The sequence below is a fragment of the Streptomyces sp. WAC05374 genome (genome assembly GCF_004353505.1).
GTDB lineage: Bacteria > Actinomycetota > Actinomycetes > Streptomycetales > Streptomycetaceae > Streptomyces.
Window position 1 is genome coordinate 72,204 of the sequence record NZ_SMNQ01000012.1, and the last position, 25,479, is coordinate 97,682.

Consider the following 25,479-nt stretch of genomic DNA (forward strand, 5'->3'; position numbering starts at 1 on the left):
GTGGACGGGCTTTCAGGCGGCGGGGAGGTAGCGGGCCAGCCGGCCCCACATGGCGTCGTCGTCGGCGTCCCCGGTGTGGGGGCCGGTGAAGCGGCCGGCGTACTCGGCGATCTCGGCGAGCGTCCAGCGCAGTTCGTAGAAGCGCAGGAACACCGATCGGCCCTCGGGGGCGGCGCCGAACACCCGGGTCAGGGCGGCCCAGTCGCGTTCCGGCGGGGCCCACATCGCCCCGCCCCAGTCGATGATGTCCACGCCGTGTCCGAACAGGACGTTCGCCGTGCTGGGGTCGCCGTGGGTCAGCGCAGGGCGTTCGCCGCGCCACCGCGCGGTGCACCGGGCGGCCACCCGCGCGGCCTCGTCGCGCAGCGCGGTGAGGTGGTCCCACCTGCGGGCCACCAGGTCGGCCAGCCGGCCGCCGTAGGGGCCGCACTCCGCGGCGCCGCCGTGCAGCGCCGCCTCCAGCGCCTTGTCGAGGTCGTTCTCGAAGGGGAAGCGGAAGTCCTCGGTGGGTACGTCGACGTGCCGGCCGGCGGGCGGCTCGAAGGCGTGCACGTCCCGCAACTGCCGCATCAGCAGCTCCAGTTGTGCACGGGTGGGCGGGACGGCGGAGGCGGTGGCACGCTCCACGTACGGGAAGACCACGACGGGAAGGTCGGCGATCCGGTGCACCACGCGTCCGTCCCGTCCGGGGAGCGGGGCGAGCACGTACTCCTTGCCGCTCTCGCGCAGCAGGAGCGCCACTTCGTACGCCCCGGGGAAATGCCCGTCCAGGTCGCGGCGGACACTGATCCACAGGGGTCCGCAGCGGTAGGACCAACTGTCCTCGCCGAGCGGGAAGAATTCCGGCTCGGGTAATTCCCGGCCGCTCGGTATGTATTCCTGGAAGTTCTCCTCGACAAGCCGGAGGAGGCTCCGGCGATCCACGAGCTTGTTCTCCAAGAGCATGCCAGAGGCTAACACCGGGAGCGGCCACGGGTCCTATTCCGCGCGGGTGTTCAACGGTCCGGGGACGGACATTGGCGGTGGGGAATGCGGCCGCGCCGCCGGTAATGCGTCCGTGGATATGGTGGCCCGATGGAGAATGACAGTGACGTACTGCTGGCGCACCGACTCGCCGACCTGGCGGGCGAATTGGCGCTGGGATTCTTCGGACGGCGGCCGGCCGCGCGGCACAAGAGCGACGGCAGCCCGGTCAGCGAGGCCGACCTCGCCGTGGAGCGGGCGATGCTGGCGGTGCTGGCGGCGGAACGGCCCGGGGACGGGGTGCTGAGCGAGGAGTGCGGCGCGCTGAGGACCGCGTCCCGGCGCCGCTGGATCCTGGACCCCATCGACGGGACGATCCCGTTCCTGGCCGGGGCGCGCGACTGGGGCACCCATGTGGCGCTGGAGGTCGGCGGTGAGCTGCGGGTCGCCGTGCTGAGCCGGCCCACCGAGGGTGTCCGGTGGTGGGCGGTCCGGGGCCGTGGGGCGTTCGCGTCCACCGATGGGCAGCCGCTGTCGGCGGCACGTCGGCTGCGCGTTCCCGGGGCGGCCGTGCCGCCGGCCGAGGCCCGGGTGGGCGGGTTCCTGATGCCGGGTTCCCCCGTCGAGCCGCTGCGCGACCAGGTGCGGTGGGTTCAGTCCCCGGTGTGCCTGGTCGCGGATCTGCTGGAGGGCCGGGCCGACGCGGTGGTGGACGAGGGCGGCCACGTCTGGGACCGCGCCCCGGCCGCCCTGCTGGTGCGGGAGGCCGGGGGGCGCGTCGACGACCTGTGCGGCGGCGGCCGACTGGACGGGCGCTGGCTGGTGTACGCGGCGGAGGGCGTCGCGGACGGGCTGGCCGGGCTCCTGCGGGGGGCGGGGGTGTGAGGCCACCGGCCGGCGGGGTGTGAAGCCAGCGGCCGGCGGGGTGTGAGTCCACCGGCCGGCGCCGCCGCCGGCCGGTCCCGCGCGGTCCGCACCGGTCAGGTCAGCGCCTCGCCCTTGACCGCGCGGCGGAAGGTGTCCGCCGCGCGGTCGATCTCCGCGTCCGAGGAGCCGGGGTGGACGCCGAATCCGGGGCCGAGGTAGCTGTCGGAGACGCCGGTCGCCAGGGCGAGGGAACGCGCGAGGACGCTGTCGGTGCGGGGCAGGGCGCCGGGCTCGAACGCGTGCGGGGCGGGGCGGCCGCCGGGGGCGCGGAAGGGCACGGTGGAACGGTCGCCGCGGCCGAACGCGGTGAGCGCGGGCAGCCCGCCGTAGTAGTGCGTCGGCGAGTCGAGGAGCGTCCGGGTGCCGAGCCGGGCGGCGACGTCCCGGGCGTGCGCGGCGTCGTCGAAGACGTACACGGCGGTCGTGCCGCACTCCCCCTCGGGGTCGTGCAGGTGCCTGCGGCGCACTCCGGGCAGGTCGCCGACGGCCCGGACGAGCCGCTGTTTGACGTCGCGGACCCGGCCGAGGACGCGGTCGAGCTTGCCGAGCTGGGCGAGCGCCACGGCGGCGTGCAGTTCGCCGAGCCCCAGGTTCATGCCGAGCAGGAGGTCGCCCCGGCCGCTGTCCTGGCGGTAGGGGAACCAGCCCTGGTCGTGGAAGGAGTAGGCCCGCTGGAAGACCAGCGGGTCGTCGGTGAGCACGAACCCGCCCTGGAGCGAGGTGATGACCTTGTAGTGGTTGAGGGAGAAGGTGCCGGCGCTTCCCAGCGTGCCGAGCGGGCGGCCCCGGTGGCTGCCGCCGGCGCTCTGGGCGCAGTCCTCCAGCAGGAGCAGGCCGTGTTCGTCGGCGAGGGCGCGCAGCGCGTCCATGTCCGAGGGGGCGCCCAGCATGTGCACGGGCATGATCGCCCGGGTGCGGGGGGTGATCCTGGCCCGTACGTCGGCGGGGTCCAGGGTGAGGGACTCGTCGATCTCGGCGAGCACGGCGTCGGCACCGCAGTGCAGTACCGCGGCGATCGAGGCGACGAACATGTAGCCGGGGACGATGACCTCGTCACCCGGTCCGATGCCGAGGCCCACGAGGGCCGCGACGAGCGCGGAGGTCCCGCTGTTGACGCCGAGGCAGTGGGCGGCGCCGAAGCGCTCGGCCGCCGCCCGTTCGAAGCGGCGGACCCACTCCCCCTCGCCGGGGTCGTCGAACGCCTCTCGGCCCGCGTACCAGCGGTCGAGCACGGCCATCACATTGGCGCGTTCCTCGTCGCCGAAGAAGCGGTAGCCCGGTCCCGGCACTGTGGTTCCTCCCTGGGTGTCGCCCGGTGGTCCGGGGGTGCGGTGTCAGCCGGCCGCGAGCAGGGCGGCGAGCCGACGGGACAGCGCGATGGTGGTCAAGGACGGGTTGGCGGCGCCCAGGCGGGGGAACACGGCCGGCCCGGCGGCGTACAGGCCGGGCAGCGCGGGGAAGGCCTGGCGCGCGTCGAGCAGCCGGCCGAGCGGCAGGCTGCCGCCCTCGTGGTCCTCGGTGCCGAGCAGGCTCGCCCAGGTCTCGGGCCGGCCGGTGGCCTGGCCGCGGGTGTGGTCGGGCAGCACCCGGGTGTTGTCGCGGCCGACGTCGCCGAAGCCGGTGAACTCCAGTGGTGCGGCGGGCAGTCCCACGTCCCGGGCGGCCGCCGCCCAGAAGTCGCGCAGCAGGTCGCGCTGGCCGCCGATCATCTTGCGGTCCTCGGGCAGCAGTGCGGTGCGGACGTGCGCCCGCCAGGGCTGTCCGGCGGACGGCCGGCACTCCACCACGCTGTCCTCGTTGGGGAGTTGCTCGCCGGTGACCCGTACGTCCAGCAGCGCCTCGCCGTGCCCCTCGTCGTACACGTCCATCCGCAGGTAGGAGCGGAGCGCGGGGTCCGCGGGCAGGTGGTACGAGCCGGGTGCGGGCAGCCCGCCGGCGGGCAGCCGGACCACGAAGCCCTGCACGATGTGGTCGGCGAGGCCGCCCAGCCGGGGGGCGCGCAGGGCGCCCGCCTCGGTGAGGGCGAGCGCGGCCAGCCGGGTGCTCTCCACGGTGCCCGCGCACAGCACCACGGTGTCGGCGGCGACCGTCGCCGTGGTGCCGTCGGCGGCGCGGACCAGGACCCCGCGGGCCCGGCCGTCCCGCACGTCCACGGCGAGCACGTCGGTGTCGCAGCGCACCCGGACGCCGGGGGGCGGGGCGGGGCGGCCGCCGGGCCCGCGCCAGGCTGCCAGCGCGGTGTACGCCTCCCAGCGGCCGGTGCCGGGCAGGTGCCGGCAGGCCCGGGGCAGCGGGCGGAACTCCCGGCCGCCGAACGGGGTCCGGGCGGGCTGCGCGGGGTCCCACAGCACGCCACCGCTCCAGGCGGTCAGGTCCGCGGTGACCCGGTCGTACCAGGACGGCCCTCCGGCGGTGGTGGTCAGGTCGGCCACGACCTCCGCGGGCCACGCGGGCGTGCGCAGCGCCCAGTCCTCCAGCGGCAGGACGACGCCGTGCCAGTACAGGGACCGGCCGCCGAGCCGGCGCCGCAGCCCGGAGATGCCGGTGTAGTGCGGGGGCGCGTCGGACCGCCAGGGCCGGTGGAAGTGCGGGTCGCGCTCCGGCGCGAAGACGACCTCGGTGGCGGCCCCGCGCGGGTGCGTCAGGTGGATGTGGGTCAGGTCCTCGCCGGGACCCGCCTCCAGCAGCAGGACGTCCTCGGCGCCGTGGCCGGCCAGCGCGGCGGCGAGTTCGACGCCCGCGAGGCCGCCGCCGACGATCACCGTCCGGGCGTGCCGCGGGAGAGGTCCCCGGGGGTCCGCTCCCCCGGCACGGGAGACGGCCGATGCGTGCTGCGACGGGGGATTGCCGGACATCTCTGACTCCTCGCCTGGTGCTTTCCCGCCTCCGGCCGTGAAGAGGCGACCTGATATCCGGGCGGCCGGTTCGCCGCAGCGTACCCATCCCGTTCGACTGCGTGCCTTCCCCGGTCGAACACGGCCGGGAGTTCGCGGTGGTCCGGGCGTACTGTGCGCTCCGTACGCACTGTGGCGTACGGCTGGTGGGGGTGCGTAAATTCCGATGCCCATCCGTCGCATTCTCGAAAGCGAGGGCAATCATGGGAAATGCACTGGCGATCTCCGGTGGACCGCGTCTGACGGAGCGGGAGTGGCCCCGTTGGCCACAGCCGGGCGAACGGGCACTGAAAAGCCTCGAGGACGTATTGACCAGCGGCCGTTGGACCATCAGTTGCGCTTATCAGGGGCGGCAGTCGTACGAGCGTCAATTCGCGGCCGCATTCGCGGACTACTGCCGTTCGGCGATGTGCGTGCCGGTGGCGACGGGCACCGCCTCGCTGGCCATCGCGCTGGAGGCGTGCGGGGTGGGGGCCGGGGACGAGGTGATCGTGCCCGGGCTGAGCTGGGTGGCGTCCGCGTCGGCCGTGCTCGGCATCAACGCCGTACCGGTGCTGGTGGACGTCGATCCGGCCACGTACTGCCTCGATCCGGCGGCCGTGGAGTCGGCGATCACGGAGCGGACGCGGGCCATCACCGTGGTGCACGCGTACTCGGCCGTGGCGGACCTGGACTCGCTGCTGGACATCGCCCAGCGGCACGGTCTGCCCCTGATCGAGGACTGCGCGCACGCGCACGGCGCCGGTTACGGCGACTGGCCGGTGGGTGCGTTCGGTGCGGCCGGGGTGTTCAGCATGCAGGGCAGCAAGTTGCTGACCTGCGGCGAGGGCGGGGCGCTGGTGACCGACGACGCGGAGATAGCCAACCGCGCGGAGCACCTGCGGGCGGACGGGCGGGTGCTGCGCCGCGAACCGGTGGGTGTGGGCGAGATGGAGCTGGAGGAGACCGGCCGGCTGATGGGCAGCAACGCCTGCCTGTCGGAGTTCCACGCGGCGGTGCTGCTGGACCAGCTCGCCCTGCTCGACGGGCAGAACGCCCGCCGGGTGCGTGCCGCCGACCATCTGACCGGCCGGCTCGCCGACATGGGGATGACGGTGCAGGACACCTCTCCCGGGACCACCGCCCGGGCCTACTACCGCTACATGGTGCGGCTGCCCGACGAGGTGCTGGCGGTGGCGCCGGTGGAGCGGATCGCCCGGGCGCTCACCGCCGAGCTGGGCTTCCCGGTGATGCTGACCCACCGGCCGCTGAACGACAATCCGCTGCACCGGCCCGCCTCGCGCCGGCGGTTCGCCACGGACACGCGCTACCTGGAGCGGGTGGACCCGGCGCGGTTCGACCTCCCGGTCGCCAAGCGCGTCCACGAGAGCGTGGTGAGCTTCGGACACGAGGTGCTGCTGGCCCCGCTCGACGCCATCGACGACATCGCCCGGGCGTTCCGCAAGGTCATGGACAACGTCCGGGAGATCCCGCACTGAGCGGGGTCACGGCACGGAAGGCAGCACGTCCCCGCGGATCGCCGGGCCGAGCCGCTCGGCGAGGACCTCGGGGGTGGACACGTGCAGCGTGCGCATCCCCAGTTCCGCCCCCACCCGCAGCACCGTGACGCGGTCGTCGACGAGCAGCGTCTCGGCGGCCGCCACCCGGCATCCCCGCAGGGCCTCGGTGAAGAACGACAGCGCCGGCTTCACACGGCCCACGCGCCAGGACGAGTACAGCGCGTCGAACAGGGCGAAGTGCCCGTGGGCGGCGTCCTTCAGACGGTCCCAGTGCTCGGCCTCGTTGTTGGTGAGGACGGTGGTCAGGCCCGGCCGCTCCTCGCGCAGGCGGCGCAGGGCGCGGAAGTTGTCCCGGTGGGCACGGACGGAGCCCAGGTACGCGCGGTCCAGCCACCGCGCCTCCTCGTGGGTGCCGGCCGGTGGCCCCGTTCCGTCCGCGACGAGGCTTCTCAGCACCTGGTGCACATGGCGGGCGCCGCTCTCGTAGCGGGGTGCCGACGCCTCGACGCGCCGGGCGAGTTCGGCGCGGTCCACGCCGTACCGGTCGGCGACCCGGTCGAGGAAGTCCGTCTCCTCGTTGATGTTGTTGTAGAGCACGCCGCCGGCGTCCACGAACAGCGCTCGAATCATGTCTCAGACCCTTTCCCCGGGGGGCCGGTGGCGGCCCCGCGGGCTCAGCGCCCCAGCAGGGGGGCGTAATGACCGCCGTCGGTGTGCGCGCAGGCGACGAGCATCCGGTACGGCTCCCAGTCCTCGTGGTCCTTGCTGCCGGGCTTCGCCAGCTCGCGCTCCAGGCCCCAGGTCTCGAGCTGGATGGAGTGGCCGATCAGCAGGTCGGCGTCGGCGTCGGTGCGCAGCAGGGGCCGGGCCAGTTCGGCCACCGCCTCCTGGAGCAGTGCCCGCGCGGCGCGTTCGCGGGCGGTCGGCCCGGCGCCGGCCGGCGGGGGCGCGAAGGCCAGCTTCACCAGTTCGTTCAGGTCGAGTTGTACGGGGGCGAGGACGGCGAACTCGAAGTCCAGCAGGGCCACCACGTCGGTGCCGTCCCACAGCGCGTTGACCGGGGAGAGGTCGCCGTGGTTGAGCACCCGGGGGGCGTCGGGCAGGGCCGCCCAGTGGCGGTCGAGCGCGGCACTCAGCCGTGCGCGTTCGTCCCGGGTGAGCACCCCTGCCGTGTGCAGCCGCAGGAGGGCGGCCCCTGCCTCGTCCGGGGAGCGGGCGTAGAAGGGGTTGTGGGGCCGGGCGACGGCCGCGGCGGCGGCCGGGTCGACCCGGTGCACCGCCCGGGCGCGCTCCCACAGTTGGCGTGCCGCGGCCGCGCGCCGTTCGCCGTCCAGGGTGTTCCAGGCGTCGTCCAGGCTGGTCGCGGCGATCTCCCGGGTGACGACCCACTCGAAGCCGCGGGTCGCGCCGGAGTCGAGGACCTGCGGGTAGCCCACCTCGGGGGGCAGCAGGGCGGCCAGCCGGGTCTCGCGGACGAGGTCCTGGGCTCCGGCGGAGCCGGCGACGCGTACGGCGAGCCCGCCGCCCAGCCAGGTGGCGTTCGTCCAGCCGGCCGCGCGGCGGGCGGCGGCGAAGTCCGCGCCGTGGTGCCGGAAGACCTCGGCGGCCACGGCGGCGGTCTCGGCGGCCCGCGCCGCGCGTTCGGCGCCGGTGGTGACGCCGGTCATCCGTGCGCCCTCAGGCGCAGCGACACGACCAGGCGCAGCGGGTCGGGGCCGTCGGGCAGCCGGAGCAGGGGCGGCACCTCGTGCCACATGCGCGGGCCGAGGAGGCGGGCGTCGCCGTCGCGGTCGTACATCGGCTCCAGGAAGCCCTGGCGCAGGACGCGCATGGAGCCGACGGTGTTGTAGCAGAGCGGGAACTGGAGGTTGAACCGGTCGAGGTCGGTGTCCTCCTCGGCGCCGTGCGGGCCGATGTAGTCGCCCTCGCGGTAGACCAGCAGGAACACCCGCTCGAAGTGCAGTTGGCGGCCGGTGATGGTGTCGACGACGGGCAGCAGGTGGTGTGCCGCGTGTTCGGCCCAGTCGAGCAGGCCGTGGTCGCGCAGGACGGTGGTGACGCGTGCGGCGCGGGCCGGTGAGTCGGTCTTGGCGTCGATGCGCCGCAGCCGGAAGCCGTAGCCGAGCGCGCCGTCGGCAAAGGTGTGCTCCTGGGCGTCGAGCTCGACGTCGTCGCCCAGTTCCCGGTAGGCCGACAGGGCGGCCGCCTTGAGCTCGGTGACGTCGGTGACCCGCGGTATCTGGGCGCAGCGGTGGGCGGAGTAGTGGGCGCGCAGGGCGTCGGTGCCGATGTCGGCGGCGTCGGTGCGGAACCGGCCGGTCGAGGCCACGGGCCGGGCGGAGTGGACGTCCAAGGGAACCCCTCTTTCGCGGATGGTCGTCACGGTGGGCTGTCTGGGACGGGGCCGGGCACGCGTGACCCGGCGGGGACGGGCGCGGGGGCGGTTCAGGCGGTGCCGAGGACCACCAGGCGGCGGCTGCTGACGGTGAAGGTGCCGCCGGACTCGTTCATGACCCGCGCGTGGGAGAAGCCGGCGGCCCGGAACCACTCGAGGATCTCGGGGGCGGTGAACATGCGGACGCTGTAGCGGGCCCGCTCCGCCTTGCCGTCGCGGATGGTGATCTTCTCCGCGTAGTAGCGGCTCGCCTCGGCGTCCAGTTCCTGGATGTCGACGGCCATGTCCGTCCCCCGGCGCAGGATGTCGACGTGCATCTCGTGATTGGCGAGCACGCTCGGAATGTGCCGGTAAGGGGAATGCATGTCGAGCAGGAAACGGCCGCCGGGACGGAGTGCGCGGCGGTAGCGCCGGAGAATGTCGCGGTCCGTCTCGTCGTCGAAGTAGCCGAAGGAACTGTACCAGGAGACGGCCGCGTCGAATTCCGCCTCGAAGGGCATCTCCCGCAGGTCGACGTGCCGGTAATCGACCTGGACCCCCATTTCCCCGGCCTCCCTGCGGGCCATCGCGAGAAAGCGCTCGTCGCGGTCGATGCCGACCACCCGATAGCCGCGTGAGGCCAGGACGTTGGCGTGCCGGCCGTGGCCGCAGGGGGCGTCCAGGAGGTCCATTCCCGGTTCGAATCCGCCGAGGGCGACCATGCTCGACGCTTCCTTCTCACTCAGTTCCGGTGTGAGATCGGGGAGATCGAAGTAGTCGTAGTCGTCGCCGAAAAGGGCGTCCCAGTCCACATGCGGCTTCCTTGGATTCATATTCCTCAGGCTAGGACCGGAGCCTTATTCGCCGCAACGATTTCAATCTCCGCCCGGGCACTGCTGTTTCATTCGCCGTGCCAGGCGCGCCACAGTGCGGCGTAGGCGCCGCCGGCGGCCAGCAGTTCGTGGTGGCTGCCCAGTTCGGTGATGCGGCCGTTCTCGACGACGGCGATCCGGTCGGCGTCCTCGGCGGTGTGCAGCCGGTGCGCGATGGCGATGACGGACCGGTCGCTCAGGACGGCGGCCATGGCGCGTTCGGTGTGCCGTGCCGTGGCCGGGTCGAGCAGTGCGGTGGCCTCGTCGAGCACCAGGGTGTGCGGGTCGGCGAGCAGCAGCCGTGCCAGGGCCACCTGTTGGGCCTGTGCGGCGGTGAGGTCGTGCCCGGTGGAGCCGACCGGGGTGTCCAGGCCGTGCGGCAGTGCCGCCGCCCAGTCGCCCGCGCCGACCACGTCCAGGGCGCGGCGCACCTCGGTGTCGTCGGCGGCCGGGCGGGCGAGGGTGAGGTTCTCCCGCAGGGTGCCGCGGAAGATGTGGTGTTCCTGGGTGACCAGGGCGATGCGGCCGCGCAGGTCGCGGGTGCTGAGGTCGACCAGCGGTACGCCGCCGAGGCGGACCGTGCCGGAGCCGGGGTGGTAGATGCCGGCGAGCAGCTTGCCGAGGGTGGACTTGCCGGAGCCGGAGGGGCCGACGACGGCGAGCCGTTCGCCCGGCGCGAGGTCCAGGTCGACGCCGTGCAGGACGGGACGTTCGGGCACGTAGGAGTAGGTGACCGCGCGGGCGGTGAGGTCCTGGCCCGTGGGCCGGGCGCCGGTGGGCTCGCGGTCGGCGGGCAGCTTGCTCACCCCGAGGACCCGGGCCAGCGAGGCCGAGCCGATCTGGAGCTCGTCCATCCAGCTCAGCACGTCGTCCAGGGGGAAGATGAGCTGCCGTACGTAGAGGGTCGCGGCGACCACCTGGCCGAGCGAGGCGAGGCCCTGGGTGTGGAGCAGCCCGCCGATGGCGAGGGTGGCGACCAGGGGGACGGCGTAGCTGAGTTCCACCAGCAGGTACCAGGAGCTGCGCAGCCACATGGTGTGCCGCTCGGCCCGGTAGGCCGTGCCCAGGTCGCGGTCGAGCGCCCGGCGGCGCCATCGCTGGAGGCCGAACGCCTCGGCGGTGCGGGCCCCGGGCACCGTCTCGGCGAGGCTGTCGCCGAGCGCCACGTAACTGGCCCCGCGCCTGCGGTAGGCGGTGCCGGAGCGCCGCAGGTACCAGCGGGTGCCGATCCACAGGGGCGGGATGACGAGAAGGCTGGGCAGCGCGGTGAGCGGGCCGGTCAGCAGCAGGGCGCCGAAGGTGAACAGGCAGGTGAGCGAGGCGATGAGGGTCTCGGGTGCGGCGTAGCGGACGGTGTTGGTGAGGGCGTCGGTGTCGCGTGAGGCGCGGGTGATCAGGTCGCCGGGTTCGGCGTCCTCCACGGTGGACAGGGGCAGGTCCACCACCCGGTCGACGAAGTCCTCGCGCACTTCGGCGGTGATCTTCTCGCCGAACCGGCAGGAGCGTTGCACCGCACCGTAGGTGAGCGCGGCCTGGGCGACCAGTGAGGCCAGCAGGCCGAGCGCGAGCAGGTCGACGGTGCCGGCCGTGGTGCCGCCGACGACCTCGTCGATGAGCCGGCCGATCAGCCAGGGGGCGACCAGGCCGCACGCCGCGGCCAGCCCGTGCAGCGCCAGCAGCACGCCGAGGTCGCCGGAGTGGCGGCGGGCCAGGGCGCGGGCGTGCCGGCGTACCTCGGCCGTGTCGGCGACCGGCAGTGCTGCCCTGCTCATTCCGTGGTCTCCCGGGTGACGAGGCTGGTGGGGGGCGCGTCCCCGGTGGGCTCCGCGCCGGTCTCGCGCTGGATGACCCGGCGGTACGGGGCGCTGGTGGCGAGCAGGTCGCGGTGTGCGCCGGTGGCGGCGACCGAGCCGTCGTGGACGAGGGCGACCTGCTGGGCGTGGTCGAGCAGCAGCGGGCTGGAGCTGACGAGGACGGTGGTGCGGCCCTCGCGGGCGGCCCGCAGCCGGCGGCCGATCCGGTCCTCGGTGTGCGCGTCGACGGCGGAGGTGGGGTCGACGACGACGAGGACGTCCGGGTCGGCGAGCACGGCGCGGGCGAGGACCAGCCGCTGGCGCTGGCCGCCGGAGAAGCGGCTCCCGTCGGCGGTGATCTCGGTGTCCAGGCCGTCGGGGAGCGCCTCGACGATGTCCTCCGCGGCGGCCACCCGCAGTGCGGCGCGCACCTCGTCGTCGCCGGCGGTGCGGTGCGGGTCGAGGCTGTCGCGCAGGGGGCCGCGGAAGAGCCGGGAGCGGTTGTCGACCACCAGGATGTGTTGGTGGAGGTCGTCGCGGCGCAGCTCGGTCAGCGGCAGCCCGGCGTAGCGGACGGGCCCGTCGGCGTAGCCGCCGAGCCGGTCGGCCAGGTGTACGCCCTCGGCCGGGGGCGCCACGACCACGAGGAACGAGCCGGCGGTCACGACCAGTCCGGTGCGCTCGTCGACCAGGTCGTGCGCACCGGCGGGTACGGGGGTGCGGCCGTCCGTGCCGCCGTGGGGGCCGGCCGGCAGGGCGAGCACGGCGATGGCGCGGCGGGCGGCGACGTGGGCGCGGGCGAACCGGTCGGCGGTGTCGGTGAAGATGGCGAGCGGTTCGACGAGGAAGGCGGCGTAGGCGTAGAAGGCGACGAGCTCGCCGGGCGTGACCGCGCCGGTCAGCGCGGCGCGGGCGCCGATCCAGGTGACGGTGCCGACCAGCAGGCCGGGCAGCAGCACCTGGGCGGCACGGATCAGGGCCTCGGCGCCCGCGACCCGGGAGCCGGCGGCGCGCACCCGCTGGGAGCGCTCGCGGTAGGAGCGGGCGAAGGAGGTCTCGCCGCCGACGCCGCGCAGGACCTTGAGGCCGGTGACCACATCGGTGAGCCGGGAGGTCAGTTCGCCCTGGAGGTCCCGGTAGGCGCTCTGCCTGCGGTGCAGCGGGCGCAGGGTGTAGCCCATGGTGAGAATGATCGCGGGCAGGGCGACGATCAGGAGCAGGGCGAGGGAGGGCGACTGCTCCAGCAGCACCACGGCCACCAGCAGCGTCGAGACGACGGCGCCGAAGGCCCGGCCGACGACGTCGAAGGCGTTGCCGATGGTCGTCATGTCGGAGGTGCCGACGCTGACGAGTTCGCCGTCGTCGACGCGGCGTTCGAGGTCCGCGCCGAGCCGGCCCGCGTGGCCGACCACGAGCTGCACCGTGCGGAAGCCCGCGGCCAGCGCGTTGTGCATGCTCAGCCGGCGCCGGACCATCCCGGACACCGCCTGCACCACGCCGAGGCCGAGGAGCACGGCGGACCAGAGCAGCACGGCGCGCATGTCGCCGGGGACGAGTCCCTCGTCGATGGCCTCGCGGACGACGACCGGCATCAGTGCCTGCGAGCCCAGCCAGAGCAGGCCGAGGAAGGCCGCCGCGCTCAGTGGCCCGGCGATACGGCCGGCGAGCCACATCAAATAGCGCGAGGCCGATCGGATGTCGGGGTGACCTGGGTCTGCGACGGGGAGCGGACGCATTGCGCGACGATATCGAGCGCGCCCGACGGACCGTCAACTCTATTGCTGCGGCGCCTTGTTCGCTGTTCGACTGCGTACGGTAAGCAGTCGAAAGGCCGGACACCAGAGCCCCCCGCGGCTTTCGGTGTGACGCGCTCCGGCGGCTGTTGCCCAGCTTCGTGCCACCGACCTAGCCTCGCAATTCCCTGACGCATCGACAGGCATCGGAGATTCGCCATGCTGGTCCACGCCACTCCGCCGACGGGTGCGGCGCTCATCGAGCGGAAGCAACCGGATGACGACCGCGGGTCACCCGCCCGCTCCTCACGCCCCCTCCGCTCCGGCGGCGTACGCCTTCTGCACTCGGGCGGTTCACGCCCTTCCCGCGCGGGCACCCCGTGCTCCGCCCGCCGGCCCCGGCCGGCCGAGGCTCCGGCGGACAGCCGATGATCATCGTCGACACCGCGCTGCGCCGCCGCGCGGAAGAGGGCCGGCCGATCAGGGTCGGCATGGTGGGCGCCGGTTACATGGGGCGCGGCCTGGTACGGCACATCTCCGCCTCGGTGCCCGGCATGCGGGTCGCGGCGATCTCCAACCGCAATCCGGCGAACGCCGAGCGCGCCTACAAGGAGGCGGGGCTGGCACCCGCCCGGGCCGACACGGCGGACGCGATCTCGGCCGCGGTGGCCGGGGGGCGGCCGGTGGTCACCGAGGACGCGTTCGCGCTGATCGCCGCGGAGGGCATCGACTGCCTGGTGGACGTCACCGGCGCGGTGGACTTCGGCGCGCGGATCACCATCGCCGCCATCGAGCGGGGCCTGCCGGTGGTGACGATGAACGCCGAGCTCGACTGCACCGTGGGGCCGCTGCTCGCGCACCGCGCCCGCTCGGCCGGGGTGGTGCTCACCGGGGCGGACGGCGACCAGCCGGCGGTCCAGGCCAACCTGCTCCGCTTCGTGCGCAGTCTGGGCGTGACCCCGCTGGTGGCCGGCAACATCAAGGGCTTCCAGGACGAGTACCGCACCCCCACCACCCAGCAGCCGTTCGCCGACCGGTGGGGCCAGAACGTCCACATGATCACCAGCTTCACCGACGGGACGAAGGTCTCCTTCGAGCAGGCGATCGTGGCCAACGCCTTCGGCTTCACCGTGCCCCGGCGCGGCATGTACGGACGCGACCACACCGGCCACGTCGACGAGCTGACCCAGATGTACGACGTCGACGAACTGCGCGCCCACGGCGGCATCGTGGACTACGTGGTGGGCACCAAGCCCGCCCCCGGCGTGTACGTGCTCGGGACCCACGACGACCCCGTGCAGCGCAGCTACCTGGAGCTGTACAAGCTGGGCCGCGGTCCGCTGTACGCCTTCTACACGCCGTACCACCTGTGCCACTTCGAGGTGCCGCACACCGTGGTCCGCGCCGTGGACTTCGGCGACGCGGCCCTGACCCCGCCCGCGGGCCCCCGGGTCGACGTGGTGGCCACCGCCAAGCGGGACCTGCCGGCGGGCACGGTGCTGGACGGGATCGGCGGCTACGACACCTACGGGGTGGCCGAGTCGCACGCCGTGACACGGGCGGACGACCTGCTGCCGATGGGCATCTCCGAGGGCTGCGTGCTGCGCCGGGCCGTCGCGAAGGACACCGTGATCGGCTACGGGGACGTGATCCTCCCGCCGGGGCGGCTCGTCGACACGCTCCGCGCGGAGCAGGACAAGCTGTTCGCCGTCTGACCCCACCGAGGGGAGAAGGAGGTGCACCCACTCCTCGCCACTTACAACGTATAGCTCACCGGGGGGCTTGCGGCAAGGCCCCCGTGGTGCCGCAGAATCGCTGGCCCGAGCCAGGAACCTGCGGAAATGAGGGAATCACGACGTGCGTGCGGAGTTGTCCGTCCATGAGTCGCGCGGTGGCACCGCGCCGGTGTTCGCGCTCCCGGAGCGCCTCGCGGCCAAGGCCGATCCGGCGCTGATCGCCGCTGACGAGCGGCACTTCGCGGCCATCGCGGAGAGCCTCGAGGAGGCGATCGCCGAACTGTCGGACCGTCTCGACGCGGAGCGCAGGGCTCCCGGCGGCTCCGGACGGGAGGCGATGGAGCGGGACGCGGAGATCCACCGGCTGACCGGCCGCCTGCGCGCCCTGCGCCGGTTCGGCCTGGACCTGTGCCTCGGACGCGTCGTCGGCGCGGACGACGGGGAGCCGGTGTACATCGGACGGCTCGGCCTCACCGACAGCGAGGGGCGCCGGCTGCTGCTCGACTGGCGCTCCCCGGCGGCCGAGCCGTTCTTCGCGGCGACCCACGCCCGCCCGATGGGTCTGGCGAGCCGCCGCCGGTACCGCTGGACGCGTGGCCGGATCAGCGACTACTGGGACGAGGTGTTCACCGCCGACGGGCTGGAGGGGCACGCGGCGCTCGACGACCAGTCGGCCTTCATCGCCGATCTGGGCGCCGGCCGCTCGCCCCGGATGCGGGACGTCCTCGCCACCATCCAGGCGGACCAGGACGCCATCATCCGGGCGGGCTCCCGGGGCGCCCTCGTGGTCGACGGCGGTCCGGGCACCGGCAAGACGGTGGTCGCGCTGCACCGCTCCGCCTACCTGCTGTACGCCGATCCGCGCCTGGGTCACCGCCGGGGCGGCGTCCTGTTCGTCGGCCCGCACCAGCCCTACCTCGCGTACGTCTCCGACGTCCTGCCCAGCCTCGGCGAGGAGGGCGTGCGGACGTACACCGTGCGTGACCTGGTCGCCGAGGGGGCCGGCGCGGTGGCCGAGGCCGATCCGGAGGTGGCCCGCCTGAAGGCGTCCGCGCGGATGGTGCGGGCGATCGAGACGGCCGTCCGGTTCTACGAGGAGCCGCCCACCGGGGGCATGACGGTCACCACCGACTGGGGCGACGTCCGGCTCACCGCCGGCGACTGGGCCGAGGCGTTCGACGCCCCGGCGCCGGGGACCCCGCACAACGAGGCGCGCGACGACGTCTGGGAGGAACTGGTCGCGATCGTGACGGACAGGCTCGGCGGCGACGCCCCGCCCGACCTGGTGCGCAGGGCGCTGGCGCACGACGGGGAGCTGGTCGGCGCCCTCGACCGGGCGTGGCCGCTGCTGGAGGCGGCCGATCTCGTCGGGGACCTGTGGTCGGTGCCCGCCTACCTGCGGATGTGCGCCCCCTGGCTCACCCCGGACGAGGTGCGTACGCTGCGACGCGCCGACGCCCGGGCGTGGACGGTGTCCGACCTGCCGCTGCTGGACGCGGCCCGGCACCGGCTCGGCGACCCGGAGGCGTCACGGCGCCGGCGCCGCCAGGAGGCGGTCCTCGCCGCCCAGCGCGAGCGCATGGCGCAGGTCGTCGACAACCTGATCGAGGCCGCGTCGGTCTCGGGCGCCGACGGCGACGACGGCGAGGGCCTGGTGACGATGCTGCGCGGCCAGGACGCGCGGGTCAGCCTGGTCGACGAGTCCGAACTGCCCACCGCCGGCCCGGACCTGCTCGCCGGCCCGTTCGCGCACGTCGTCGTGGACGAGGCGCAGGAACTGACCGACGCCGAATGGCAGATGCTGCTGCTGCGGTGCCCGTCGCGCAGCTTCACCGTCGTCGGTGACCGCGCCCAGGCGAGGAACGGGTTCACGGAGTCGTGGCGGGAACGGCTCGGCCGGGTCGGGTTCGACCGTGTCGAGGTGGCGTCCCTGAGCGTCAACTACCGGACACCGCGGGAAGTCATGGCGGAGGCCGAGCCGGCCGTCCGGGCCGGTCTGCCGGACGCCAATGTGCCGGTCTCGGTGCGCGGCAGCGGCATCCCCGTCGTTCACGGCCGCGTCGCGGACCGGGACGCTGTCCTCGACGCCTGGCTCGCCGCGCACGACGACGGGACCGCCTGTGTCATCGGCGACCCCTCGTTCCGGGAGACCGCGCGCGTCCGGTCGCTGACCCCGGAGCTGGCGAAGGGCCTCGAGTTCGACCTGGTGGTCCTCGTCTCCCCCGAGCGGTTCGGCACGGGTGTCGCCGGAGCGGTCGACCGCTATGTGGCGATGACCAGGGCGACGCGGGAGCTGGTCGTCCTCACGGACGCGCGGTGAGCGGCCCGCGCGGCGGGCGGGTCAGGGCAGGCTGGCGCCCTGGGCGCGCAGTTCGTCCTGGACCGCGCCGACGGGGACGTCCCGGGGGCGCTTGCCCTGGGACACCGCGAGGGCCGCGCAGACGCCGGCCGCCTGGCCGGTCGCCATGGAGATCGGCATGACGCGGTAGGAGGAGTGGGCCACGTGGTCGCCGGAGATGCAGCGGCCGGCGACCAGGACCCGTTCCGTGTCACGGGGGAAGAGACAGCGCAGCGGGATGTCGTAGGACTGGCCGCGCGGGAGGCGTTTGAGCGTGGTGCCGCGGCCGCTGGGGTTGTGGATGTCCACCGGGTAGGCGCCGCGGGCGACGGCGTCGTCGAACTTGCGGGCCGTCAGCACGTCCTCGCCGGTCAGCCGGTACTCGCCGGTGATCCTGCGCGTCTCGCGGACGCCGACCTGGACGCCGCTCTGGACGACGTACGCGTCGGAGAAACCGGGCACGCGGCCGCGCAGGAAGCGGGCGATCTGGGCCATCTGGCGGTGGGCGGCGAACTCGGCGCGGGTGAGGTCCCACACGCTGGTGCCGAGCACCTCGGTGACACGGGTGGAGTTGACCGCGACCTCGCCGTCGTTCGGGGTGGCGAAGAAGAGGATGTCCTCGCGCGGCAGGTCCAGTTCACCGGCGTCGGTGGCGGCGCGCACCAGGTCCCACAGCCCGTGGACGCCCTTCCACTGGTCGGGGTGGGTACGGGCGTAGGCGGCGAACTCGTCGTGGTCGAAGCGGACCATGCGGAACATCAGCGTCATGGGCTGCGTCCAGCCGTCCTCCGGCCGGCCGATCTCGTACGGGGCGCCGGCCGCCGCCGCGATGTCGCCGTCCCCGGTGCAGTCCACGATCACGTCCGCGTCCATGACGAGCGGCCCCGACTTGGTCTCGAACACCGCCCGGGCGCGGTCGGGCAGGCTGACGACACCGGAGGCGAAGGCGTGCAGCAGCGTACGCACCTCGTGCGTCTCCAGCAGCTCGTACACCACGAGCTTGAACAGCTCCGCGTCGAAGGGAACCGTGTAGCCGGTCTCGACCGAGGGGCGGATCGCCGCTCCGGCGCGCACCAGGTGGTCGAGCAGCATCCACAGCACTCCCCCGACGACGGGTTCCCCCTCGCCGTGGTCGGGCGGCAGCAGGCGCCCGGAGTCGCCGGGGACGGCCTGCTTCATCTCGTTGTGGAAGCTCATCAGCGGCATCACCAGGGCGGCGGTGGCGTTGCCGCCGAGGAATCCGTACCGCTCCACGAGGGTGACCTGGGCGCCCGCGTTCGCCGCGCCGAGGGCCGCGCCGATGCCCGCGGGCCCGCCGCCGATCACGAGCACCTGGGTGGTGCCCGCGTGCAGGGCCTGGCGCGGGGGCAGCTCCACCGTCCGCGGCACCCGCGGCGGCATCAGGTGGGTCACGTTTCCTCCCGGGAGGCGGTGGCCGGGGTCAGCCGGCCGCGGGGGTCGGTGCGGCGGCGAGCACGAGGGGGCGGGGGGCGGTGCGGTCCAGGTAGGCGAGGAGCCGGTCGGCGGTCCCGGTGGCCCGCAGCCGCATCTCGGCCGTACGGGTGGTCATGTGCGCCACCCGGTCCGGCCGCTCGTCCCACAGGCGGTCCACCTCCGCCAGGAGCAGGCCCGCGGTCTCCCGGACCACGCCGCGCAGGGCCGGCGCGCCGATCTGCTGGGCGAAGTCGAAGACCTTGCCCGCGTAGGGCAGCGGCAGCAGCGGGATGCCGGCGAGGGCGGCGAAGATCAGGAAGTGCAGCCTCATGCCGATGGCGAGGTCGAGCCGCCGGACGATGTCGAGCATCTGCTGGGGGCGGTAGGTGCCGTGCAGGACCGTGCAGCGGTCGGCGTCGGCCATCCGGGACACCACCGCGTGGGCGTGCCGCATGTCGTCGCGTTCCATCGGGAGGAACACGACATGGGCGTCGAGCCGGTGGACGAGGAAGTCGCCCACGTTGGCGAGGAGCTGGTGGTAGCCCTCCTCGTCGAGGTGCTCGGCCGCCCGGCCGGGCTCCCGCACGCTCATCCCGACCAGCCGCATGTCACGCGGTACGGCCTGGGCCCGCAGCAGCTCGTCGCCGCCTTCCCCGGGCGTCAGCAGCAGCGCCGGGTCGGCGGTGACCGTGATGGGCCGGGTCAGTCCGGCCTCCTCCAGGACGAGCTTGGACTCCTCGTCGCGTACGGTCACCTCGGCGGCGTCCGAGAGGGTCGCCCGGACCCAGGCGCAGTCGGTCTCGTCGGTGAGGGGGCCCGCGCCGAGGGCGTAGGTGAAGACCGGCACGCCGAGGTCCTGGGCGGTGCGGACGAGCCGCAGGTAGCGGCGTGCCTCGGTGTCGTAGAGGATGCCGCCGCCGCCGAGGACGAGGACGCTCAGCCGGCGCAGGTGCTCGGAGATCCGCTCCCTGCACACGCCTTCCCAGCCGACCACCTCGACGTCCGGGTGGGCGGCGCGGCTGTACGCGGGGTCGCGGGAGAAGACCACGATGCGGACGTCCGGCCGGTCGGCGCGGAGGCGGTCCAGCAAGGCGGTGAGGATCGCCTCGTCGCCCAGGTTCCGGCCCCCGTAGGAGCCCAGCACGCCTACGGACACACTGTTTCGGTCATCCATGGTCGGCCAGCCTCACCCGTTCCGCCGCGTTCGCACCTTCCTGTACCAGTTCACCCCATGGCGAGATTTACGCATCTCGACGTGCCGTCCCGGTGCCGGCGCTCCCGGCCTCCGCCTCCCGGACGGGGTCCGGCGGGCCGGGCGTGCCGGTGGTGGCCGGGTGTCCGGCGAGGCGCTGGTGGAGCCGGAGGTGGCGGAACTCGTAGTGCGCGCCCGACTGGCGCAGCACCCCGCGGCGGTGCGCGTCGGCGAGGAACCGCATCAGCCGCCACGGCGCCCGTCCCGTCACGGCCAGCCAGATCCTGGCGGCGCCCAGGCGCCCCCAGGCGCTGAGCGCGAGCGCGGAGGTGCCGACCGGTACCCACAGCTCGGTGTGCATGGTGCCCAGGGCGCTGCCCCGGCCCGTCAGCGGGATGACGACCAGGCAGACGGCGCCGGCGAGGAGGGCGGCGAGGGCGCCGCGTACGAGGGTGGCGGCGCGGTCGGTGCGCAGGACGCTCCGCGGGCCGGCGGCGCGGATCGTGTCGGAGGGGGTGTTCAGCGCGCGGTAGACGCCCGCGGCCGAGCCGCCGATGGCGCCGATGAGCGCGCCGAAGGCGACGAGGGGGACGACCGCGTCCCGGATGACGGCCCCGGCGGGGCGGTGCACGAGCCAGAGCCTGACCGGCTCGGGCAGGGCGACCACCACGTTGTGGGCGTCGACGGGCTTGCCGCGCCACCGCTCCGGCCCGCCCCGCCAGTCCATCGCCCACCCGCCGTCCGCCCGGTGGACGCGCACCTCCCCCGTGTACGTGCCCAGCTCCCCGTCCGCCCAGATCCGGGCGCCCTCCATCACGGCGAAGGGGCGGGCCAGCGCCGTGCGCTCCGCCAGGACGACCTGCCGGGGTCGCGTGGAGCGGACCGACCGGGCGCCGTCGGGCGTCCGCTCGAGCCGCCAGCCCTCGATCACCTCCCCGGTCGCCGCCGGGCGGGCGGAGTGGATCTCGTACGCGGCGAAGGCCCCGGTGACACCGCCGACGACGGCCGAGCCGGTGACGCCGATGAGGGTGCAGGCGACGAACCCGCGCACCAGCCCCCGGCGGAAGCCGCGCAGGACGTCGGCCGGTCCGGTGCAGGGCGCGGCCGCCCGTTCGCCGCGCCGCAGCGAGGCCGCGACCAGCAGCAGCCCGGCGACGACGCAGGTTCCGGCCGGGACCGCGGCGCCGGCGTAGCCGTGGACGGCGAGTCCGGTGAAGACGACCAGCGCACCGAGCGCGCGCAGGGCCCGCGGGCCGCTGGGGCTGCCCGCCCAGGGGAGGGCCAGCGGCAGGGGGCGGCGGGGCAGGCCGGCGACCGCGAACATCATCGACAGGATCAGCCCGAAGCAGCAGCCGTTGAGGTACCAGGTGGCCCGGGGGGTGATCACGGCGCCGAGCCGGGAGCTGACCAGCGGTGGGACGAGTACGCCGAGGGCCACCGCGACGACCGCGGCGGCGGCCGTCATCCGCAGCGCCATGCGCGCGAGCCGCCGTGGTCCCTGGGGGCTCGTGGCGGTGGCGGGCAGCAGGCGGGCGAGCCCGAAGCACAGGCCGGTCAGCAGTCCTGCGAGGTTGACGACGGCCGACAGCGGGTGGTCCCAGTTGCCGACCACGCCGCGCCCGTACACGGCCAGGGGCACCAGGAGCGCGGCGGTGGCGGCGAGTGCGAGGAGGGCGGGGCCGATGACGCGCAGCGCGGCCGGCATGGTGGCGGGGAGTTCCCACCAGGCCAGCCGCCAGGCGGTGGACGTTCCGGGGCGGCGGGGGGCGAGGTCGCGGGCGAGGTGGCACAGCCACTGGTGGGCGGCGCCCGGGCGCCAGGTGCTGTCCGCGTCGGCGAAGGCAGCCGGCACGAAGGCGTCGAGCAGGTGCTCCTCGATGCGTTCCGCCGTGGGGAAGTTCCTGCGGTTCAGGAGTTCGGACGGGTCGCGGGAGCCGTCGGCGTACACCGTGCGCGCGAGGGACACCATCAGCGGTGAGCCGAGGACCTCGGCCAGGGGTGCGGTGGGGGCGGCGAGGGGCCGGGTCCAGACGGTGCCGCCGTCGGGGTGGGCGCGGGCGGTGCTCACCAGGTGGTCGCGGGCGGTGGGGAGGTCCAGTGGCCGCAGCCGGACGACGTCGGCGGCGGTCAGCACGTCGCCGCCGCTCGTGGCGCGGGCCCAGTCGGTGGTGCGGCAGGTGAGCAGGACGGGCAGCCGGTCGTCCAGTTCGCCGTTGAGGCGGCGCAGGGCCGTGCCGTGCGTGGCCGCGGGGAGCTCGTCGAAGCCGTCGAGGACGGGCAGGACCAGCCCGGCGTCCAGCAGTTCACGGGCGAGTGTCCGCTCGCCCCGGACGGCGGCCAGAGGCCGGTAGTCGGCGGCCAGGCGCTCGGCGAGCCACTGGCGCAGCGGGACGTGCCGGGGGTCCCAGCCCGCCAGGGGGAACAGGATCGGCACCGGGCCGCCGGGCCGCCGGGCGGCGAGCGTCCCGAGGACGAACTGGACGGCCAGGATGGTCTTCCCGGCTCCCGGCTCGCCCAGCACGACGAGCCGGCCGGAGGGCACCGCCCGGAAGGTCTCGACGATCCGGTCGAGCCGCTGGTCGCCGTCGCGGGGCTCGGGCAGCGCCGGGCCGCGCCGGAGGGGGCGGCGGTCGGCGAGCGGCGGGCCGGCGCGGGTCCAGGTGACGTTCAGCGGCTCGGGGTCCTGGAGCCGGCGCAGCCGGGCCTCGTCCGACCACTGGGTGTGCACGGCCTCGGCGAGGTCGTCGGCCGCCTGCCGCCGCCGGGCGGCGCCGGAGGGGGCGGGGGCGGTGTCGCGCAGCAGGTCGGCCGTGAAGGCGCAGAGGGAGACGAACGCGGAGACGGCGGAGATCCACATCGAGGTCGTGTCGGCGCCGCCGCCCCGGCGGGACAGTGCGGCGGCCAGTGCGACCAGGGAGGCGGCGACCGCGCAGAACCCGATGCGCCGTTGTACGCGTGTCTCCCGCAGTGGCGCCCACATGTGCCCGTGCCCCCGTTCTCCGTGGCCCCGTCCGTGTGAGGTGAACGAGGGCCCGGGCGCGGGCGTACCGAGGCCACGGGGGGCGCACGGGGGCGTCGCGGGAGCATGCCCCGCCGGCGCCGGTTACCTGGCGGGCCCGGCTGGGGGGGACGCGTGGCCGGGGGCGGGCTCCGGACCGCGCGGGCGGTCGGGCGGGGAGGCGGGACAACGTCCGGGGGCGGGGTACCCGTGGCCGGGGCAGGGCACGAGGCAGGGTCGGCCCGCTCCGACGCGACGGAAGCGAGGCAGCACGATGCGTTTCCAGGACCGCAGGGAGGCCGGTCGCCGGCTGGCCGGTCTGCTCGTCGAGCGGCAGCGGCAGGGGCGGCTGGACGACCCCGTCGTCCTGGCGCTGCCGCGTGGGGGCGTGCCCGTGGGCGACGAGCTGGCCGGGGCGCTGCACGCGCCCCTGGACGTGGTGGTCGTCCGCAAGATCGGCGCGCCGTACAACCCGGAGGTCGGCATCGGTGCCCTGGTCGGGGACCAGCCGCCGATCTTCGACGACCGGGCGCTCGCGGTGCTCGGCCTGACGCCCGAGCGGCTGAGCGTCCGGGTCGACGCCGAGCGCGAGGAGGTGCGCCGCCGGGAGCGGCTCTACCGGGGCGGCAGGCCGGCGCCGGAGCTGCGCGGACGCACCGCGGTGGTGGTCGACGACGGGCTGGCCACCGGTGTCACCGCGCGGGCGGCGCTGCGTGCCGTACGGGCCGCCGGGCCGGCCCGGCTGCTGCTGGCCGTGCCGGTCTGTTCCCGCCAGGCGGTGACGGCGCTGAGCGGTGAGGCGGACGAGATCGTGTACGTGTACCAGCCGCCGTACTTCGAGGCGGTGGGTCAGTGGTACGACGACTTCGACCAGCTCACCGACGACGAGGTGATCCGGACCCTGAGCGCCGCACACGGCGGCTGACGCACTGTCAGGTGTGGCCCTCGCCGCGCTCGTCGGGCCCGCCCGGCGGGGAGACGATGCCCCGGCCGGGTTCGACGACGTCGCGGCGGCCGCCGGTGTGCGCCTTCTCCAGGCCGGCGACCCCCGGGTGGTGGAGGTCGAAGGCGGGCGACTCGGAGCGGATGCGCGGCAGCGCCGTGAAGTTGTGGCGGGGCGGCGGGCAGGAGGTGGCCCATTCCAGGGAGCGGCCGTAGCCCCAGGGGTCGTCCATGGTGACGCGCTCGCCGTACCTGGCGGTCTTCCAGACGTTGTAGAGGAACGGCAGGGTCGACAGGCCGAGCAGGAAGGACCCCAGCGACGACAGGGTGTTCAGCGCGGTGAACCCGTCGGCGGCGAGGTAGTCGGCGTACCGGCGCGGCATTCCCTCCGCGCCGAGCCAGTGCTGGACGAGGAAGGTCAGGTGGAAGCCGGCGAGCAGGGTCCAGAAGTGGATTTTCCCGAGGCGTTCGTCGAGCATCCTGCCGGTCATCTTGGGCCACCAGAAATGGAATCCGGCGAACATCGCGAAGACGATCGTGCCGAAGAGGACGTAGTGGAAGTGGGCGATGACGAAATACGAGTCGGTGACGTGGAGATCCATGGGCGGCGACGCGAGGATGACGCCGGTCAGGCCGCCGAAGAGGAAGGTGACGAGGAATCCCAGGGCCCAGAGCATCGGGGTCTCGAAGGTGATGGCCCCCTTCCACAGCGTACCGATCCAGTTGAAGAACTTGACGCCCGTCGGTACGGCGATGAGGAAGCTCATGAAGGAGAAGAAGGGCAGGAGCACCGCGCCGGTGGCGAACATGTGGTGGGCCCAGACGACCACGGAGAGTCCGGTGATGGCGATGGTGGCGCCGATCAGCCCGATGTAACCGAAGAGCGGTTTGCGGGAGAACACGGGGAGGATCTCGGTCACCACGCCGAAGAAGGGCAGCGCCAGGATGTACACCTCGGGATGCCCGAAGAACCAGAACAGGTGCTGCCACAGCAGCGCTCCCCCGTTGGAGGCGTCGAAGATGTGGGAGCCGAACCGGCGGTCGGACTCCAGGCACAGGAGGGCGGCGGCGAGGACCGGGAAGGCCAGCAGCACGAGGACCGAGGTCAGCAGGATGTTCCAGGTGAAGATGGGCATGCGGAACATCGTCATGCCGGGTGCGCGCATCCCGATGATGGTGGTGATGAAGTTGACCGCGCCGAGGATCGTCCCGAAACCGGAGAGCGCGAGCCCCATGATCCACAGGTCGGCGCCGATGCTCGGGGTGCGTTCCAGCCGGTTGAGCGGCGCATAGGCGGTCCAGCCGAAATCGGCGCTGCCGTTGGGCGTCAGCACGCTGCCGATGACGATGAGGCCGCCGAAGAGGAAGAGCCAGTACGAGAACATGTTCAGCCGCGGGAACGCGACGTCCGGCGAGCCGATCTGCAACGGCATGACCGCATTGGCGAATCCGGCGAAGGTGGGCGTGGCGAACAGCAGCAGCATCACGGTGCCGTGCAGCGTGAACGCCTGGTTGTACTGCTCGTTTGAGATCAACTGCAATCCGGGCCGGGCGAGTTCCGCGCGCATCAGCAGGGCGAGCGCGCCGGCGAAGAGGAAGAAGGCGAACGACGTGACCAGATAGAGGTGACCGATCTTCTTGTGGTCCGTCGTGGTCAGCCAGCTCACCACGACACGGCCGAGACCGCGTCCCGCCACCGGCACCGGAGCGACCGGCTCCGTCGATGTCACCATACGAATCCTCGTCAACGCACACGCACGGGCAGGACGCGCGGCAAAGGACCC

18 protein-coding genes are annotated in these 25,479 nt (G+C 74.0%); 5 read left to right on the forward strand and 13 right to left on the reverse strand.

From position 1 onward, the window contains the following. Nucleotides 1–12: 12 nt before the first annotated feature. Nucleotides 13–945 carry a phosphotransferase gene (locus E2B92_RS22045; protein ID WP_126888040.1) on the reverse strand — a complete coding sequence of 311 codons (933 nt, stop codon included), beginning with the start codon at nt 943–945 and terminating at the stop codon, nt 13–15. Between the two features lie 129 nt (nt 946–1,074). Here E2B92_RS22045 and E2B92_RS22050 point away from each other — a divergent pair, with 129 nt between their 5' ends. Beyond that, on the forward strand, nt 1,075–1,848 hold the full coding sequence (locus tag E2B92_RS22050; RefSeq protein ID WP_133087655.1) for an inositol monophosphatase family protein: 774 nt from the start codon (nt 1,075–1,077) through the stop codon (nt 1,846–1,848). Nucleotides 1,849–1,943: 95 nt separating this feature from the next. Here the strand turns inward: E2B92_RS22050 and E2B92_RS22055 are convergent, their stop codons facing one another. Then, a complete protein-coding gene (locus tag E2B92_RS22055) occupies nt 1,944–3,179 on the reverse strand; it encodes a DegT/DnrJ/EryC1/StrS family aminotransferase (protein WP_133087656.1) in 1,236 nt (411 codons plus the stop codon). Between the two features lie 45 nt (nt 3,180–3,224). Next, nucleotides 3,225–4,745 (reverse strand): GMC family oxidoreductase, encoded by a 1,521-nt coding sequence (locus tag E2B92_RS22060; protein WP_126887199.1) that lies wholly within the window; start codon nt 4,743–4,745, stop codon nt 3,225–3,227. A gap of 242 nt (nt 4,746–4,987) precedes the next feature. Between E2B92_RS22060 and E2B92_RS22065 the strand changes: the two genes are divergently transcribed. Beyond that, on the forward strand, nt 4,988–6,262 hold the full coding sequence (locus E2B92_RS22065; RefSeq protein WP_126887200.1) for a DegT/DnrJ/EryC1/StrS aminotransferase family protein: 1,275 nt from the start codon (nt 4,988–4,990) through the stop codon (nt 6,260–6,262). 6 nt (nt 6,263–6,268) lie between these two features. Here E2B92_RS22065 and E2B92_RS22070 read toward each other — a convergent pair whose 3' ends face one another. The 6 genes from E2B92_RS22070 to E2B92_RS33835 form a co-directional block, all read right to left on the reverse strand. After that, entirely contained in the window at nt 6,269–6,913 is a 645-nt protein-coding gene (locus tag E2B92_RS22070; RefSeq protein WP_126887201.1) for an HAD family hydrolase, read from the reverse strand. 44 nt (nt 6,914–6,957) lie between these two features. After that, nucleotides 6,958–7,950: a phosphotransferase family protein gene (locus E2B92_RS22075; protein ID WP_126887202.1), complete on the reverse strand. Its 993-nt coding sequence runs from the start codon at nt 7,948–7,950 to the stop codon at nt 6,958–6,960. Further along, nucleotides 7,947–8,636, reverse strand: a complete 690-nt coding sequence (locus tag E2B92_RS22080; protein ID WP_126887203.1) for a StsF protein — start codon at nt 8,634–8,636, stop codon at nt 7,947–7,949. Before E2B92_RS22080 ends, E2B92_RS22075 begins: the two co-directional genes overlap by 4 nt. A gap of 92 nt (nt 8,637–8,728) precedes the next feature. Continuing rightward, complete coding sequence (locus E2B92_RS22085) at nt 8,729–9,490, reverse strand: SAM-dependent methyltransferase (protein WP_126887204.1); 762 nt, start codon at nt 9,488–9,490, stop codon at nt 8,729–8,731. Between the two features lie 68 nt (nt 9,491–9,558). Then, nucleotides 9,559–11,301: an ABC transporter ATP-binding protein gene (locus E2B92_RS22090; protein ID WP_126887205.1), complete on the reverse strand. Its 1,743-nt coding sequence runs from the start codon at nt 11,299–11,301 to the stop codon at nt 9,559–9,561. Further along, complete coding sequence (locus tag E2B92_RS33835) at nt 11,298–13,058, reverse strand: ABC transporter ATP-binding protein (protein ID WP_126887206.1); 1,761 nt, start codon at nt 13,056–13,058, stop codon at nt 11,298–11,300. Before E2B92_RS33835 ends, E2B92_RS22090 begins: the two co-directional genes overlap by 4 nt. A gap of 425 nt (nt 13,059–13,483) precedes the next feature. Here E2B92_RS33835 and E2B92_RS22100 point away from each other — a divergent pair, with 425 nt between their 5' ends. Both E2B92_RS22100 and helR read left to right on the forward strand, forming a co-directional pair. Continuing rightward, nucleotides 13,484–14,770 (forward strand): NAD(P)H-dependent oxidoreductase, encoded by a 1,287-nt coding sequence (locus E2B92_RS22100; protein ID WP_126887207.1) that lies wholly within the window; start codon nt 13,484–13,486, stop codon nt 14,768–14,770. Between the two features lie 142 nt (nt 14,771–14,912). Next, nucleotides 14,913–17,111 carry an RNA polymerase recycling motor ATPase HelR gene (gene helR / locus E2B92_RS22105; RefSeq protein WP_235023920.1) on the forward strand — a complete coding sequence of 733 codons (2,199 nt, stop codon included), beginning with the start codon at nt 14,913–14,915 and terminating at the stop codon, nt 17,109–17,111. Nucleotides 17,112–17,132: 21 nt separating this feature from the next. Here helR and E2B92_RS22110 read toward each other — a convergent pair whose 3' ends face one another. From E2B92_RS22110 to E2B92_RS22120, 3 genes are all read right to left on the reverse strand, one after another. After that, nucleotides 17,133–18,542, reverse strand: a complete 1,410-nt coding sequence (locus E2B92_RS22110; RefSeq protein WP_443070297.1) for an FAD-dependent oxidoreductase — start codon at nt 18,540–18,542, stop codon at nt 17,133–17,135. Between the two features lie 28 nt (nt 18,543–18,570). Beyond that, nucleotides 18,571–19,737, reverse strand: coding sequence for a polysaccharide pyruvyl transferase family protein (locus E2B92_RS22115; protein ID WP_133087657.1), 1,167 nt, complete (start codon nt 19,735–19,737; stop codon nt 18,571–18,573). A 67-nt stretch (nt 19,738–19,804) separates the two neighbouring features. Then, complete coding sequence (locus E2B92_RS22120; protein WP_126887209.1) at nt 19,805–22,735, reverse strand: NACHT domain-containing protein; 2,931 nt, start codon at nt 22,733–22,735, stop codon at nt 19,805–19,807. A 292-nt stretch (nt 22,736–23,027) separates the two neighbouring features. On the opposite strand from E2B92_RS22120, the gene E2B92_RS22125 reads away from it, so the two are divergent. Beyond that, complete coding sequence (locus E2B92_RS22125) at nt 23,028–23,678, forward strand: phosphoribosyltransferase (RefSeq protein ID WP_126889485.1); 651 nt, start codon at nt 23,028–23,030, stop codon at nt 23,676–23,678. Between the two features lie 7 nt (nt 23,679–23,685). Here the strand turns inward: E2B92_RS22125 and ctaD are convergent, their stop codons facing one another. Continuing rightward, nucleotides 23,686–25,428, reverse strand: coding sequence for an aa3-type cytochrome oxidase subunit I (gene ctaD, locus E2B92_RS22130; RefSeq protein WP_126889486.1), 1,743 nt, complete (start codon nt 25,426–25,428; stop codon nt 23,686–23,688). Between the last annotated feature and the right edge of the window lie 51 nt (nt 25,429–25,479).